Origin of the sequence: Sorangium sp. So ce726, from assembly GCF_051521405.1 — a bacterium.
GTDB lineage: Bacteria > Myxococcota_A > Polyangia > Polyangiales > Polyangiaceae > Sorangium.
Genome location: NZ_CP150349.1, coordinates 5,405,260 through 5,420,952 on the forward strand (window position 1 = coordinate 5,405,260; position 15,693 = coordinate 5,420,952).

The following is a 15,693-nucleotide window of genomic DNA, read 5'->3' on the forward strand; positions in this document are numbered from 1 at the left end:
CCGCGTTTCACTGCGGTATCACGATCACGTCTTCGCAGGTGAAGTCGACCCCCAGGGCCGCTTCGGGGTCCGCCTGGATCGTGGCGCACGTGCTGTCGCACAGCACGATCTGGGTCGGGTTCGCGGCGCTGTCGTAACGCCAGGCGTTCTCGCTCGCGCACTCCTGGTCGTAGGAGAGCGCCGTCGGGTTACCGTCGCCGCTCTGGTACGTCACGCGGACCCGCTGCGCGTCGAAGGTCCGCCCATCGGGAGCGGGCGGGATCTCGACCGTGCAGGAGACCGACGCGCCGCGGATCGCGTCGATCGCCGCCTTGAAGGCGGCCGAGGTCGCCCCGGGGTTGCCCGTGTCGATCAGGTAGGCTTGCTCCGTCCCGCCCGCGTCGGCGATGTCGTGCAGGTTGTCGAGGTCGTGCGGCGCGCCCTCGACCGGCGGGTTGTCGACCCCGATGACGTACGTCGGGACGCCGTCCGCGAGCGCGCCGGCCGCGGCGTCCGCCACGGGCTCGATCCTGTTGGCCCGGTCGCCGCAGCCCGCAGGATAACCGTCCGTGACGAGGACGATGGCGTACCTGCCAGGCGTGGCCCGCCGCTGTGCCTCGACGAACGAGATCGTCCCCTGCATGACGTACAGCGTGGGCGTGCCGCCGCGCCAGTCGGCGTCGGGCGCCGGCGTCACGGCGTCGATCGCCTCGGCGAAGCGCGCAGAGGGCAGCGCTGTCATCGGGACCTCCGGTGTCTCGTAGGTCTCGGCCGAGCACTTCTCGTCGCGGTCCTCGTCCTCGCTCGGAAAGAACCTGAGCGACGCGTTGATGCCCTCGGAGAGGGGATCACCGAAGAACTGCTTCGTCGCCGCGACGACGGGCTCCCACTTGAGCTCCCTGTCGTACCAGGGCTCGTCGCCCATGCCCATGCTGCCGGACACGTCGAACGCGAAGGCCAGGTACACGGGCTGGAGGTCGGCGCTGGCCGACTGGGTGGCGCACGCCCCCCCTTGGCCCGAGGAGTTGCCATTGCTCGAGGAGCCGCCTTGGCCCGAGGAGCCGCTTGCGCCCGGACCGCCCGATCCGAAATCGCCGGTTGTGCTCTGGGAGCTCCCTTGGCCAGAGCCCCCGCTCCCCGGGCCGCCGCTCTGCGAGCTCCCGTCGCTGGCGCCATTGCCCCCACATCCAACGCCGATCGCACCCACTGTCAGCAACACAATGGCCATCGTGGGCAATCTCATAAGTCGAACCCTCCATGAAGCGCGGCCCGGCGCGTGTCGCCGGCGCCAAAGCCGTCGATTCTGCGTGAGGCACCCGGAGCAGACACGGCCGTGAAGCTCGCTCCCGGTGCTCGCCATCCGGGAAGCATAGCTGACCCACGTGGCAGCCGGACGACGCGCGGACCAGAAATGATGCATTGCGGCCAGACGCCGCAGCGACCCTGCATATCGCGCAATGTGGAGTTCTATCTCACCGCGGACTCGGTTGTGTCCCGCGGCGCCGGCGCGACGGGCCCAGCACGCCGCCCTTCGCTCCGTTGGAGGATCGGCGCCGACCGCACGGAGCGGTCGTGTCGCTCACCTCACGACACGGCCGCCTCGGCTGCGGCGGGCGGCGCAGGAGCGGCAGCGCGCGCGGGGCGGAGCGGGTGCGTCTCGACGCGCCAGATACCATCGTCCGTCAGGCGGATCGCCGCGAACCTGGCGACGCCATCGAGGTGGCCGTCGGTCTCGTGGCCGAGCGTGGACGAGGGGTGCGCGTACACGCTGACGCGACCGCCGCTCTTCGAGCGGTAGTGGCCGAAGAACGCGAGGTGCTTGTGCCCGTGGAGCACGAGCGCGCTGTTCTTTTTCGGGTTCTTCTGCTGGTACGCCGCGAGCATCTCGAGGAGGCGCGGGCCATCCATGGCGATCATGAACGTGTCGTTGAGCGAGATCGGCCCCGCGAGGCGCGCCACGTGGTGGTGGAGGAGCACGATGACCGGGCCGGACCCCCGCCTCAGCGCGCGGGCGAGGCGCCGCAGCTGAGCGCCGCCGATCTGCCCGATCGCGTTCGACCCCACGAACCGCGACCGGTAGCGGTTGGAGTTGAGGCCGAAGATGCGGATACCCCCCTCGAGATCGAGCCGCCTCGGATACAGGCCGGCGATCGCGCGCAGCCGCCGCGGCGCGCGCTTGCGGGCTGGGACGTGAAGGGGAGGCTGGAAGGGGCCGCGCTCCACGCGGGTGAGCACCTCGATGAAGCGCTGCTCGCGCTCCGCCCGCTTCGTGAGGTACGGGTCAGGCGACGTGCCGACGTTGATGGCGACATCGTGGTTGCCAGGCACCATGAGCACCTGCGAGGAGGCCGGGATGCCGGAGAGCGCCGCCTCGAGCTCGTCCCACTGCGCCTCTTCCCCGAGATCGGTCATGTCGCCCGTCAGCGCGACGAGCGGCGGCTTCATGGCGGCGATCTCCGCCACGAGCCGCTGGAGGCGGCCTGTCAGCTCGGCGGTGTCGGGGCGAGGGGCCCCTTCCGGCCACGCGGCCGAGCCCTCCTCGATCTCGTACGGCTCGCGGCCGCCCGCCGTGATGTGGAGATCGGAGACCTGGCAGAGGACGAGCCGCCCGCCGGGGATCGCGTCGCCAGGATCGGGGAAGAGCGTCGCCGCGCCGCCATACCGCAGGATCACGCGGGTCGCCTCGCCCAGGGCGGACGCGAGCCAGGCATAGAGCGAGAGCCCGAGGGCGAGCGCGGCGAGCGCCGTGCACACGGCCAGGACGAGCGCGGCCCCGCCGCCGAAGGAGAGCCTGCCGCCCGCAGGGAACCAGGACGCAAGGAAGGAGAGGAACGACCCGTCCAGCCACCCGGAGAGCCAGGCGGGGACGCCGATCTCGAGGGCGTACACGGCGAGCCCGCCGGCGCCGCAGGCCGCGGCGAGGAGGACGAACATCAGGATCAGGCGATCGCGGACGACGTCGATGACGTCGACGACCTCGCCGAGCCTCCCCCGGAACGACGAGCGGAAGTAGCGGCTCCCGTAGGAGATCTTCTTCCATGTCTCCGGCCGCCACACGCGGCCTTGGCTCGCAACGCTGGAGACGACGAGGACGGGAGCGAGGACCAGCGCGAGCAGGACGAGCACCGGCAGGAGCGCCAGGTAGAGAACTCGGAGGGCCGCCCTTCGCGCCATGCCTCATTTGACGTGCCCCGGGCAGGACCGTCAAGGAGCCGCTCGGGCCGCGAGCGCCCTGAAAGTTGCCGGAATCGATGGATGCTCGTAGCAGTAAGCGCGAGCTCGCGCGCTGATGTCCTGCACCGAGACGCCGATAGAGCCGGCCTGCGCCCTGCGATCACCCGCGTCGAGCGACCCGCTGCCGGCGCGCTCGACCGGCGCGCGCGCGTCACCTGCGCGCCGGCGCGGCAGAGCCGCGGTCCTCCTCGCCGCGGGCGCTGCCGGCGCGGGAGCGGCCGTGTGGACAAGCGCGGCCGTGGCCGTGTGGACCGGGGCGCCCGCGCCGGCGGCGCGCAGCGCGGCGCCGCTCGTGGCGAGCGCGCTGCCGGAGCGCGCGCCGGCGGCGCCACCCGAGCGCGTGACGCTCACGGCGGATGATGAGGACGCCGAGCCCGGCACGCTGGAAGAGCAGCGCCTCCGGCTGTTCGCGCGGATGCGGCGCGAGCTTGCGCTCCCCGACGAGGCGATGCAGCAGGTCGAGGCGATCTTCGCGGCGTCGCCGGTGCTCGGCCAGGGCAACCCTGCGCTGACGCGCCACCCGATGTCGCGATCGGAGTGCCGCCGCATTCGAGCGCTCTCGGGCATCGAGCCGGCGCGCGAGCCGGCCTGCGGCGCGCCGGGGATGGTGCCGCTCTTCGATCCCACGCGCGGTCAGACCGCGGCGGATGCCCCCGTGTGCATCGATCAGCTCGAGTTCCCGGACGTGCCCTGCGAGTACCCTGTGGTGCACGTCCGGGCGCGCGAGGCGGCGCTCCTGTGCAGGGCGGTCGGGAAACGGATCTGCGACGCGCACGAGTGGGAGGGGGCGTGCGCCGGCGCCCTCCGGGATCCCGACGTCGAGTACGAGTGGGCGCGCCCCCGGAACGAGGCGAGCTGGCACCACAACCTGCTGCGCGAGAAGGTGTGGAGCTACGGCCCCGCAAAGAACCACGCGCTCTGCGGGACGGAGAGCTTCCGCACGCCCGGCTGTCCAGGCGGCGGGTGGGACCGCTGCGGCTCGAACACGTATCCGGCCGGCGCGTTCCCCGCATGCCGGAGCAGCCTCGGTGTCTTCGATCTGCACGGCAACGTGGCCGAGCACATGAGCCTGCCCATCCTGCCCGAGGAGCTCGCGCGGTACGGCGATCGGGGCTTCACCGAGATGAAAGGCAGCTGGTTCGCGTTCTCGTCGATGGAGGTCCACGCCGACGACTGCCGCTTTCGCGCCCCCGACTGGCATGCGACGCGCCTCATGAGCAGGGGCAGCCACGCGAACTACCACCTTGGATTCCGCTGCTGCAAGGACATCACGCCGCCGGACGGCGCCGAGCGAGATGGGGGCGTCGACCACCAGGGCGCCAGGGGCGCGCAGAGATAAGGACATCAAGAAGAGGGGCGGCGATCAGGCCTGGAGCCCATCGTGGCGAGCGGAGCGCGGCCCGCGGCGCGCGCGGGGCGCTTCCGTCTCGCTCGATCCGCGCGCGCGCCCTCCGGAGAAAAGTCCTCCAGTTCGCCTGCCGCGGTTGCGCCGCCAGGTGCGCACGCGACGTGCGTACAACGAGCGGTTGGGGCCATTCACATAGATTTGACCACATGAGCCCACGTGCGCGCAGCGAGTGGTCTATTGGCGCAGGATCTCGCTGACGCGGCTCGTTTCGAGCGCCCGCCGCGAAGTTACGGTGGCGGAGGCAGACGATTACGGCCCGAGGCGATCGATTCGTGTCGTGCCTCCGTTGGGGCACAAACGGCGCAGCCTGAGCACGTCAGGCGCAGAGAGTCCGACGTCGTGCGCGGGTTGCGGCCCGGTCAGACGAGCGGCGGGGAGGCGCCGCGCGCCCGTCGCCAGCGGGCCTCGGTCGGGGCTCGACGGCTCTCGTTCACGACGGTCGCGGTGCGGGCGGGAGCGCAGGCGCTCTGCTCGAAAGCCCGCGAGAGAGGCGCTGCGCGCTGCGCGCCGCGCCTGCCGACGAGGCGTTGAGTTCGCCATCTCCAGCATGAGGCGCGCGGCCCGCGGTCGATACGCCCTCCGATCGGGGGCCGTCCCGCCGGTCTCCGCGTTGAGAACCCGGAAAACCAAGGCCGGCGTCGATCCAGAGAATGCCTTTTTGCGGATGCGCCAAGGCCAGTGACGCGAGCTCGCAGCGGCAGTGTCTGCACACGAGGGCTGAGGCACACAGCCTGCTCTTCGATGGTCCCAGGGTGGCGCGGACCTTCCGGCCATCACGGGATATTGAGGAGGACAACACATGCTCTCGATTCATGGCAAGGTGCTGGGGCTCGCGGTGGTGATGGCGGCGCTGGGCACGGGGTGCGCCGTTGATGCGGTGAGCGACGCGGATCTCGACGAGGTCGGCGTCGATGAGATCGAGCAGGTCGATTCGACCACCGCGGCGCTCGAGGCCGGCGCGTCGGCGAGAGGCGGGTATCAGGGGCCGTACGGTGGCAAGGGCGGGCCGATCGGCGCGCAGGGCCCCATGGACGTCGGCCAGGGGCCGGTCGGCGTGCAGGGACCGGCGGGCCCCGGCCTGCAGGCGCCGATCGGCCAGATGGGGCAGGGGCCTGTCGGCCAGGGGCCTGTCGGACAGGGGCCGATCGGGCCGGGTGGCGTGCCGGGCGTCGGTGGCGTGCCGGGCGTGGGCGGGATGCCGTTCGGCGGGATGCCGTTCGGTGGCTTCGGCGGCTTCGGCGTGCCTGCCGCGTTCATCTCGAGTTGCACCACCTTCAACACCGTGTTCGCTCCCGACTGCTTCCCGTGCAACCCCTGCAACAACTTCGGTCCCCCCTGCTGCAACCGGCCCCACAACCCCTGCAATCCGGCGGGCATCGGTGGCCCGCTCAACGGCGGGTTCTCGGCCGGCCCCTGCGGTGGCGGGTTCCAGGGCCCCTGCAATGGTGGGTTCACGGGGGGCTCCTGCGGCGGCAACGGGTTCTCGGGGGGCTGCGGCGGCAACGCCGGGTTCGCGGGCCCCTGCGGCGGTAACGCCGGGTTCGCGGGCAGCCCCTGCGGCGGCAACGCCGGGTTCGCGGGCCCCTTCGGCGGCAACGCCGGGTTCGCGGGCAGCCCCTGCGGCGGCGGCAACGGCAACGGGTTCGGCTGGTAACTGCGGGGCCTCGGGCCTCGGCTGCTAACGCCAGCCGCAGAGACGGCGCGGGGCTCGGAGGAAACAAGCCCAGCGCCGCACGCAGGCCGCCACGGGAGAGCGTGAGTCACTGGCGCTCGATGGCCGATCTCGGGTCGGCCCATCGTCGCCGCTCTCCCCCGTGAGCTCCGCCAGCGCCGCAACGGGCTCACCACCCTGGCGGCGAGCGGACGGCGGGGACGTGACGGCAGCGCTCGAACGGCTGCAACGGCAGAGGCTGGGCCCGCGCCGGCGGGGGCGACCCATGTGAGGTGAGGTCGTCGCCGCCAGCGCGGGTCGCGTACGCAGGGGAGACGGCGCCGCGCGGCCGTGCCCCCGCGGCTCGCGTGGGATGTCGGGATGGTGGATGGCCGGCGATGAGGGTGAGGTGAGACGCGCTGCGCCGCGGGAGCGCAGCGCGGCCCGCGAAATTGCAGCTGAATCCAGCGAGGCCGCGCCGGCGGCATGTGCCACCTTCACGGGCGTTGCTACGCCGTGAGCAATCCCTTAGAGTGGCGCTAACGCTGTGATCGGCACGATCATCGACGGCAAATATCAGATACGCAAGCTCCTCGGCGAGGGCGCCATGGGCTCGGTTTACGAGGCCGAGCACACGGGGACCGGCCGGCGCTGCGCCGTGAAGGTGATCAGCTCGGCCGATCTCACCCGCGACCCGAAGGTCGTGAGCCGCTTCCAGCGCGAGGCGCGCGCGGCAGGCGCGATCGACACACAGCACATCACGCAGGTGCTCGACGCCGGCGTCGATCGCGGCTCGAACCTGCCGTTCCTCGCGATGGAGTTCCTCGCGGGCGAGGACGTCCACGAGCTCATCAAACGCGTCGGCCCGCTCGCGCCCGACCTCGCGCTGCGCATCGTCGCGCAGGCGTGCATCGGGCTCCAGAAGGCGCACGACGCGAGCGTCGTCCACCGCGACATCAAGCCGCACAACCTGTTCCTCGCGCACCGCGACGCCGGCGAGATCCTCGTCAAGCTGCTCGATTTCGGGATCGCCAAGGTGAAGATGGACCGGGCGAACGAGACCGAGGGCGCCGATCTGACGCGCACCGGGAACCTGATCGGCTCGCCTCTCTACATGTCGCCCGAGCAGGCGCGCGGCCAGAAGGAGATCGATCACCGCACCGACATCTGGTCGCTCGGCGCCGTGCTCTACCAGCTGCTCACCGGGCGGACCCCGTACCATCACATCACCGCGCTCGGTGAGCTCATCATCGCGATCTGCTCGGATCCTCCGCCGCAGGTGCAGGACTTCGCCCCGTGGGTGGCGCCCGAGATCGCGGCGATCGTGCACCGATGCCTCCTGCAAGCCCCCGGGCAGCGCTACCAGAGCGCGCAGGAGATGTTCGGCGCCATCCGACCGCTCCTTCCGTACGGCTGGGGCATCCACGAGGGCATGCTCGTGCCGCTGCCGGAGGCCGTGCACCGGCAGTCCGCGCCGCGGCTCGCGACGAACGCGCCGCCCGCGAACCAGGGCGGCGCGTACGCCGCGATCGCGCCGGCGAACCAGAGCGGCGCGTACGCCGCGATCGCGCCGGCGCACCAGGGCGGCGCGTACGCTGCGACCGCGCCGGCAAACCAGAGCGGCGGGTACCCCGCGGTCCCGCAGGAGCACCGCGGAGGATACCCGTCGTTCGCGCCTCCCCCGCTCCAGAGCGGACCGCCGGCGGCGATCATTCCGGCCACCAACCACGCCGGTGCTGCGACGACGGGGGCGCTCACGCAGTCTCACCGCGGCACGCAGCCGGGCGTGCCGCGGGTGCCGGTGGTGGCCGGCGCCGCGCTCGCCGCCGCGGTCATCGCGGCCGGCGTGTACTTCATCAGCCGGCCGTCGCCGGAGCCGGCCGTGCAGCCGGAGGCGAAGGCGACCGTCGAGACGCTCCCGCCTGCGGCGGCTACCCCGGCCCCGACGCCGTCGCCGGCCGCGACGCCGACGACGCCGGAGGTGGTCGCGGCGGTCGAGCCGCAGCCGAAGCGCGTTCAGGTCGTCATCCTGCCCGCCGACGCCTCGGTCGAGGTCGAGGGCAAGCGCGTGACGACGCGCAACGGGATCCTCGATATCACCGGACCGCCCGGGAGCGTGCACAGGGTGCGCGTCTTCAAGAAGGGGGGAGGCGAGGCGATGGCCGACGTCGTGGTGACCGACACAGGCGCGTTGCCGCCGAAGGTCGAGCTCACGCCGACCTCGGGGAAGGGCGGTCCTGCGACATCGGCGAAGAGCGCCTCGGCCGCGCCGCCGACGCCTCCGCCCGCGCCCACGACCCCCAAGGGGATCATCGACAACACCGACGAGTTCGGAAAGTAGCAGCGGAACGACAGGCTGAGTACGGTGCTCGATCGAATGGATCTGCGTACGCGGCGCGGCGGCTCTCATCCTCTCTCCCTCGCGCGGCATCCCCGCGCAGCGCCGCGGCTGCGCGCGCTCTCGGCCGCGGTCGCGGTCGCGATCGCCGCCGGACCGGCGCTCGCGCAGCCGGCGCCGCCGGCCAAGGACCCCGCCGCGCCGGCCACGGACGCCTCCACGCCGATCAAGGAGGGCGCCGCGCCCGCCGTGGAGACCGCCGCGCCGGCCAGGGAGGGCGCCGCGCCCGCCACCGACGCTGCGGTGCCCGCCGAGGAGGCGCCCGTCTCCGAAACGGATCGGCAGGTGGCGCGGCTCCACTTCGAGAAGGGGCTCACGCTGCTGCGCGAGGAGGCCTGGGGCCCTGCGCTCGCGGAGTTCCTCCTCTCGCGCAAGCTCTTCCCGACGCGCGTGGCCACGAACAACGCCGCGATCGCGCTGCGCAAGCTCCAGCGCTACGACGAGGCGCTCGAGATGTTCGAGACCTTCCTCCGCGATTTCACCATGTCGGCCGCCGAGCGCGCGGCCGCGCAGCGGGAGGTCGCCGAGCTGCGGGCGCTCGTGGGGACGCTCGACATCACGAACGCGGAGCCCGGGGCGTCCATCGTGGTGAGCGGCGAGGAGCGCGGGCAGTACCCGCCCGTCAAGCCGATCCGCGTGGCGGCGGGCGCGCACGTCCTCCGCGTCTTCAAGGAAGGCTACGAGCCGGTGGAGACGCGCGTCGACGTCGCCGGGGGGCAGACCGTCACGGTGAACGCGAAGCTCCGCAGGCTGACCCGCTCCGGCCGGCTGCGCGTGGTGGAGCGCGCCGGCAAGACGGTCGACGTGCTCGTGGACAACGTCGTCGTGGGCCAGACGCCGTGGATCGGCCCGCTGTCAGTCGGCGACCACATGGTGGCGCTGCGCGGCGCGGGGAAGCTCGGGACGCAGCCGACGGCGGCGCCCGTGAAGCCGCAGGAGCTCACGACGCTGTCGCTTCTCGCCGAGGATCTCGACGCTTCGCTGCGGGTCGATCCCACGCCGCCCGGCGCGAGCGTGTGGATCAACTCGGTCAACGTGGGCAACGGCGTCTGGCTCGGCCGGCTCAAGGCCGGCACCCACCGGATCGAGGTGAAGGCCGACGGGTTCGTCACCGGGACGCGCGCGGTGACGCTGCAGAAGGGCCAGCGCCAGAGCCTCGACATGGGGCTCGAGCGCGACGAGGACGCGGACATCTGGCGCAAGCCGCCGAAGATCACGCTCGATGTGAGCGCATCGTTCCTGCTGGCGCCGGCGCTGGGTGGCGAGATCACGGACGGCTGCGGCTCGGGTTGCTCCAGCTCGCTCGGCCTCGGCGGGCTCGGCATGATCCACGGGGGTTACGAGCTCGGCTCGGGGATCGGCGTCGGGATCGAGCTCGGCGGCCTGTTCGCGGCGCAGCAGATCGAGGAGCGCTCGGCGACGCTCAGGCCGGTCGGCTACCGGGATCCGCTCGATGGCACGGCGAGCGACTCGCTCCGCCTGGGTGGCTTCCTGGCCGGCGCGACGTTCGGATACCACTTCGGCGAGCGCTACCCGGCGCTGCTCCGGCTGGGCGCGGGCGTGCTCGTCGGTGAGGTCCGCGACGAGCGGACCGGTAGGTTCAGGACGACCGGCGGGGAGTGGTTCAACACGTTCCCGGTGGTCGACTTCGCCTCGGCGACCTACTTCTACGCGGATCCTGAGGCGCGGCTCGGCCTGCGGCTAGGAGAGCGGTGGGAGGTGTCCGGTAGCCTGAAGCTGCTGCTGCTGATCGGCCTCAGCAAGCCGAAGTGGGACAGGACGATCCAGCTGTCGGCGTCGACGGACGGGATCGGCACCTACGAGCCCGAGTCGCTCATGGGCGATTTCGTCTTGCTGATCTCGCCTGGGGCGAGCCTGCGTTACCAGTTCTGAGGGGATCCCCGCCAACGCGCCGGTGCACGGCCACGAGGCGCCGCGCCGCGCAGCGTTGCGTGCGTCTTGATCGTCTACAGCGGTTTCCGCCCACCTCTGCACCCACCATGCCGAGCAGAGCGGCGGTCTCCCGCACAGGAGACGGGCCCAGATCGGCGTTTTCGGCGCGCAGGCGCACTCCGGTGCGCTGAGCACCGAAAACGTCGAGGTGGGCCCGTATCCGAAGCGGGTACCGCCGCTCTAGAGCGGGGAGCAGGTCCGAGGTGCACGCTGCTTGCATCCCCATGGCGGGAGGGCAGCAAGGATGCGACCCTGCGGACTCGACCTTCGAGAGCGCATCGTCAAGGCGTACGAGAATGGGGCAGGATCGGTACGCGACCTGGCCGAGCAGTTCGAAGTCGCACCGAAAACCGTGCAGTCCTATCTCACGCTCTACCGGACGACCGGCAGCGTTGCGCCGCGTCCTCGCGCCAACGGGCCGCGACCGAGGATCGACGGGCAAGCCCTGGATGACCTGAGGTCGCTCGTGGCGACGTCCTCCGACGCGACCCTGGACGATTTGGCTGACCAGCTCGCGCGCCGTGATCACATCGTAGCCAGCCGCCATACCGTCGGCCGGGCGTTGCGGCGGCTGAACATCACCCGGAAAAAAAAGCGCTCCACGCAGCCGAGCGCGACACGGAAGGTGTGACAGCGGCTCGCAAGGCCTTCGCGAAGAAGCTCGCTCGACTCGATCCACAAGAGCTGGTTTTTATTGACGAATTTGGGACCAATCTGGGTATGACACGGAGGTACGCATGGGCGCCACGGGGAGTCCGTGCCCACGGTGCGGTGCCGATCAACACCGACCCCACGATCACGCTCACGATCGGGCTGGCCCTCGATGGTGCCGTCGCTCCCTTCGCGTTCGAAGGCACGACGGACGGCGTAGCCTTCCGCGCGTACGTCGAGGGACAGCTCGTCCCGGCGCTGAGGCCAGGCCAAGTCGTCATCGCAGACAACCTCGGGTCGCACCGCACGCGGGGCGTTCGCGAAGCGATCGAAGGTGCTGGCGCGAAGCTGATGTACCTGCCGCCCTACTCCCCGGACTTTTCTCCGGTCGAGAATTGTGGTTCCAAGATCAAAGAGTCGATCCGAGCGGATGCGCCTCGATCGCCCTCAGCCGTCTACAAGTCGATGGGACATGCGATCGGCGCGATCACTCCGGTGGACGCTCGCGGCTGGTTCAACCACTGCGGGTACTGTATCCCTCGGACCTGCTCCCCGCTCTAGAGCCGCCGGCGGCGGAGCCCGGCGAGCGCCGCGGCGACGCCGAGGAGGACGGAGAGGCGCGCGACGTTGCGCTCGTCGGGAGCGCCGACGACGCCGCAGGAGCAGGACGGGACCTCCGTCGGATCGATCTGCGGGACGCACTGGTTCGCGAGGTTGCACACCATGCCATCGACGCAGTCAGCCACCGATCTGCACGGTGAGGCGCAGGCGCTGCCGCCCGGCGGGCAGCTGTACGGGGTGCAGTCCGTGTCGACGCCCGGGGATCGGAGCGTGTGCTCGCCGTCGCAGCTCGGTCCGATCTTCTCGAGGTCGGCGCAGACGCCGTCGAGGCAGACGAAGTCCTGGATGCAGTCGTCGTCGGAGGCGCAGGAGGTCTTGCAGGCGGTCTCGTCCGCGCACTTGAACCCGCCGCAGCGCTCGACCAGCGGATCCTTCTCGCCGCCGTCTCCAGCGCAGAAGAAGCGCGTGAGCGTCGCGGGACCCACGATGCAGCCCTCGTCTGGGCAGGAGCACGAGAAGGTCTTCGCGACCGCCCCTTCCACAGGGAACATGCACTCGGCGTCGGTGGCGCCGCCGCAGTAACCGGCACACGCGCCCTCACCGGGGCAGGCCTCGCGCTGGAAGGTGCCGCCCTCGTTGGGGTGCGGCGACTCGTGGTCGACAGGCGTCCCGACGTTCGTGCACCTGCCGACGTTGTTCACCACGTCGCACGCCTGGCACTGGCCATCGCACCGGAAATCGCAGCAGAAACCGTCGACGCAGTGGCCCGAGACGCACTGGCGATCGCGCGTGCACTCGGCGCCGTTGGCGAGTCGATCGAGGCACAGACCCGACCCGGGCGGTGCGCCACCCGATCCGGCGGACGCTCCGCCTGCGGCACCTGCACCTCCGCCGCCTCCAGCGGATGCGCCGCCTGCACCCGCGCCACCCGATCCAACGGATGCGCCGCCGGCACCGGCGCCACCCGATCCAGCGGACGCGCCGCCTGCGCCGCCTGCACCGGCGCCGCCCGATCCAGCGGATGTACCGCCGGCACCGCCTGCGCCCGCGCCACCCGATCCGGCGGACGCTCCGCCTGCGCCCGCGCCGCCCGCGCCGGTGGACGCGCCGCCAGCACCGCCGGCACCCGCGCTAGCCGATCCAGCGGACGCGCCGCCTGCGCCGCCTGCACCCGCGCCGGTGGACGCGCCGCCTGCGCCACCACCACCCGTTCCGGACGATGCACCTCCGGCGCCGCCGGTCTCACCGCAGGCGTTCGGATCGCCGACGCCGACGTCGCACCAACCGCTCTCGTCGCAACCGCAGTCGTCCAGGCAATAGAGGATGCACCTGTTGTTGCTGCCGCAGCGGCCCGGCTTGCAGTCCTTCGTGGATTCATGAGCCAGCGCGTGCCCCTGGCCATCGCAGCGGTTGTGCACTTCGATCTGGTTGACGCAAACGATCGCGAGCTCCGTGTCGAGCTTCGCAGGACCACAGGTGCCATCGCTGCCCGTCCCCTTGCCCGACGCCGTGCACGAGAAGCACTCCTGATCGCACGCCTCGTTGCAGCAGACGTTCTCCGTATCGGAGCAATGCCCCGATGCACACTCCTGATCGTGCGCGCACGCCTCGCCGTTCGCCTTGATGAGCAGCTGCGCGCTGGCGAGCGGCTGCGCGCTCGTGGCCCCGATGCCGCCCGCGACGAGGACCGCCCGGCCCGCGACGCGGTCGGTGCCGGCGTTGACGACGACGGCGGTGTGCTCCCGACGAGCCTCCTGTGCAAGCGAACCGGTCGGCAGGCTGAGGGCGCTGAACTTCCTGGTCAGCGGATCGTAGATGGCGGCGCTCGAGAGCGAGGTCGTGCCGTCGAACCCGCCGGCGATGAGGACGTCGCCGGTCGGCAGCAGGCTCGCCGTGTGGTTGGCGCGCGCATTCGCCATGGAGATCGGCGTCGGCTGGAGCTCGAAGCCCCGCTTCGTCGGATCGGCCACGCCGTCGTGGTAGATGTCGATGGTGCGGACGTAGGCGCCTCCAGAGACCCGGGTGGTGCCTCCGACGAGGATCACCTCGCCTGAATCGAGCGACGTCGCCGCCTGACCGCCCAGCGCCTCCGTGCGGTCGATGAGCGTCGCCGTGTGGAAGCCGCGGAGGGCGCTCATCTGCGCCGTCATCGGGGTCGCGGAGGGCGAGAGGACGGAGATCGGCCGGAAAACGCCCTCGTCCTCGTGGAAGACCTCGGCCGAGGTGAGCGCTGCGCCCGAGAGGACGAAGCCGCCGGCGATGAGCACATTCCCCGTCTTCAGGCGGACCGCCGTGTGGGCGTGGCGCGAGGTCGCCATGCTGCCCACGGAGGCGAGCGTGCTCGTGACGGGCGCGCCGCCGTTCGGTCCGAAGGAGCTGAACGTGTAGAGGGAAGCGGTGCTCGTGGGCTGGTTGAGCGGATCCGCGAGGCCGCCGGCGACCAGGACCACGCCTGGATCGAGGAGGGTGGCCGAATGATTGAACCGGCCCAGCGTGGCCCCCGCGTCCCTGACGAACTGGCCCGTGGCCGGGTTGTAGACCTCGACGGCAGCGACCGGCGTGCCGCTGGTGCGCTGGCTGCTGCCGCCCACGACGACGACCGCCGGCGGCGGAGGCGCAGGATCCGACGGCGCCGCCGGGGCGAGCTTCGTGACCGCCGTGGCGGTGTGGGCGCCGCGCGCGACGTCCATCGCGTCGGTGCTCGCGAACGTGCGGTCGAGCGGGAAGTACAGCTCCGCCGTCGCCAGCGCGCCCCCAGACGCGTCGAACCCGCCCGCGAAGAGCACGGGGCTCGCCGGGTTCGCCGGGTCGATCACGGTGGCGGTGTGACGGGCGCGCGGCGTGATCATCTGGTTTGCCGTGGCGATCCACTGCGGGTCGAGGAGCGCCGGGTACTGAACGCCGGCGGGCTGCCATCCGACGATCACCGTGCACGCCGGCGCCCCCGGCGGTGTGACCGGCCGGCCCCACGGGGCGCGAGGGCTCGTGTCGACGGCGCAGCCCTCGACGGAGAGCGAGGCCGGAACGCGCGCGCCGGTCGCGTCGACGAGGTAGGGGGGCGCGACGCGCAGGCGGGGCGAGCCGCCGGCGTCGAGGAACTCGAGCGTGCGCTCCACGAGCCGGAGGCCCGAGACGGCGGTCACATCGACCCGGTAGCGGAGCTCCTTGCGCGCTGGCTCCTGCTCGAAGACGACGAAGTCCTCGGTGCCGTTCGGGAGGACGCGGTGCAGGACGTCGCGGGCGCCGCCGCCTTCAGCGCGCAGCGCGCCGGCGTAGAGGACGAGGCCGCTGTCGACCGCGGCAGGCACGTCGGCGGCGTCGACGAGGGAGAAGGCGATCGAGACGCGAGACGCGCCGTCGGCGAGGCGCACCGGACCGGCGGCGCGCGCCGGGAGCTCGACGGACGCGGCGGCGGCCTCTGAGGCTGCCGCGCGCAGGGCGCCGGCCGGGGTCGGCGCGACGATCTTGACGGGGCTGGAGGCGATGGTGTCGGCGAAGCGCGCGCGGATCGCGGCGATGCGGGCGCGCGCTCCAGGCGGCGCCGCCTGAGGTGACGCGGCGCCGGGCGAGGGGGAGCGGCGCGATGCGCCCTCGTCGGAGCAGCCAAGGACCTGGGGGAGAATGGCGCACGCAGAGAGCAGCGCAGCCGTTCGCAGCCTGAAGCCGAGTCGCAGCACGCGGTGGTTTCGCAAGGGTCGTTCCGTGGTCGGCGCGGCGCGCGCGACGTGAGGGTGCGGATCCGGGCCATCCTAACAGAAGGCGGCCCGCGGCCGAACACTGAGGCGGCGCGTGCGCGTCGCCAGAGCGGCGGGGGGCTCCTCCGACGTGGCCTCCGACACGGGGACGTGACGGCGGACG

The 15,693-nt window shown here is 71.9% G+C and carries 9 protein-coding genes; 6 read left to right on the forward strand and 3 right to left on the reverse strand.

Features of this window, described 5'->3' with window-relative positions:
• Positions 1–7: 7 nt before the first annotated feature.
• Positions 8–1,222 (reverse strand): vWA domain-containing protein, encoded by a 1,215-nt coding sequence (locus tag WME79_RS20105; protein WP_437538261.1) that lies wholly within the window; start codon positions 1,220–1,222, stop codon positions 8–10.
• Positions 1,223–1,563: 341 nt separating this feature from the next.
• Positions 1,564–3,153: a metallophosphoesterase family protein gene (locus WME79_RS20110; protein ID WP_437538262.1), complete on the reverse strand. Its 1,590-nt coding sequence runs from the start codon at positions 3,151–3,153 to the stop codon at positions 1,564–1,566.
• A gap of 115 nt (positions 3,154–3,268) precedes the next feature.
• Between WME79_RS20110 and WME79_RS20115 the strand changes: the two genes are divergently transcribed.
• The 6 genes from WME79_RS20115 (at position 3,269) to WME79_RS20140 (ending at position 11,835) form a co-directional block, all read left to right on the forward strand.
• Positions 3,269–4,552, forward strand: coding sequence for an SUMF1/EgtB/PvdO family nonheme iron enzyme (locus WME79_RS20115; protein WP_437538263.1), 1,284 nt, complete (start codon positions 3,269–3,271; stop codon positions 4,550–4,552).
• Positions 4,553–5,420: 868 nt separating this feature from the next.
• The gene (locus WME79_RS20120) at positions 5,421–6,275 is read left to right on the forward strand and encodes a hypothetical protein (protein WP_437538264.1); all 855 of its coding nucleotides are present in this window, start codon (positions 5,421–5,423) and stop codon (positions 6,273–6,275) included.
• A gap of 544 nt (positions 6,276–6,819) precedes the next feature.
• On the forward strand, positions 6,820–8,613 hold the full coding sequence (locus WME79_RS20125; RefSeq protein WP_437538265.1) for a serine/threonine protein kinase: 1,794 nt from the start codon (positions 6,820–6,822) through the stop codon (positions 8,611–8,613).
• A gap of 36 nt (positions 8,614–8,649) precedes the next feature.
• A complete protein-coding gene (locus WME79_RS20130) occupies positions 8,650–10,563 on the forward strand; it encodes a PEGA domain-containing protein (RefSeq protein WP_437538266.1) in 1,914 nt (637 codons plus the stop codon).
• Between the two features lie 304 nt (positions 10,564–10,867).
• A complete protein-coding gene (locus tag WME79_RS20135) occupies positions 10,868–11,254 on the forward strand; it encodes a helix-turn-helix domain-containing protein (RefSeq protein ID WP_437521135.1) in 387 nt (128 codons plus the stop codon).
• Positions 11,251–11,835, forward strand: a complete 585-nt coding sequence (locus WME79_RS20140) for an IS630 family transposase (RefSeq protein WP_437521138.1) — start codon at positions 11,251–11,253, stop codon at positions 11,833–11,835. Before WME79_RS20135 ends, WME79_RS20140 begins: the two co-directional genes overlap by 4 nt.
• Here the strand turns inward: WME79_RS20140 and WME79_RS20145 are convergent.
• Entirely contained in the window at positions 11,832–15,527 is a 3,696-nt protein-coding gene (locus tag WME79_RS20145) for a Kelch repeat-containing protein (protein ID WP_437538267.1), read from the reverse strand. The genes WME79_RS20140 and WME79_RS20145 overlap by 4 nt on opposite strands.
• Positions 15,528–15,693 lie beyond the last annotated feature (166 nt).

Coding starts and splice junctions, on each gene's coding strand:
- WME79_RS20105 (WP_437538261.1), bottom strand. CDS start 1,222: ATGAGATTGCCCACGATGGCCATTGTGTTGCTGACAGTGGGTGCGATC.
- WME79_RS20110 (WP_437538262.1), bottom strand. CDS start 3,153: ATGGCGCGAAGGGCGGCCCTCCGAGTTCTCTACCTGGCGCTCCTGCCG.
- WME79_RS20115 (WP_437538263.1), top strand. CDS start 3,269: ATGTCCTGCACCGAGACGCCGATAGAGCCGGCCTGCGCCCTGCGATCA.
- WME79_RS20120 (WP_437538264.1), top strand. CDS start 5,421: ATGCTCTCGATTCATGGCAAGGTGCTGGGGCTCGCGGTGGTGATGGCG.
- WME79_RS20130 (WP_437538266.1), top strand. CDS start 8,650: ATGGATCTGCGTACGCGGCGCGGCGGCTCTCATCCTCTCTCCCTCGCG.
- WME79_RS20135 (WP_437521135.1), top strand. CDS start 10,868: ATGCGACCCTGCGGACTCGACCTTCGAGAGCGCATCGTCAAGGCGTAC.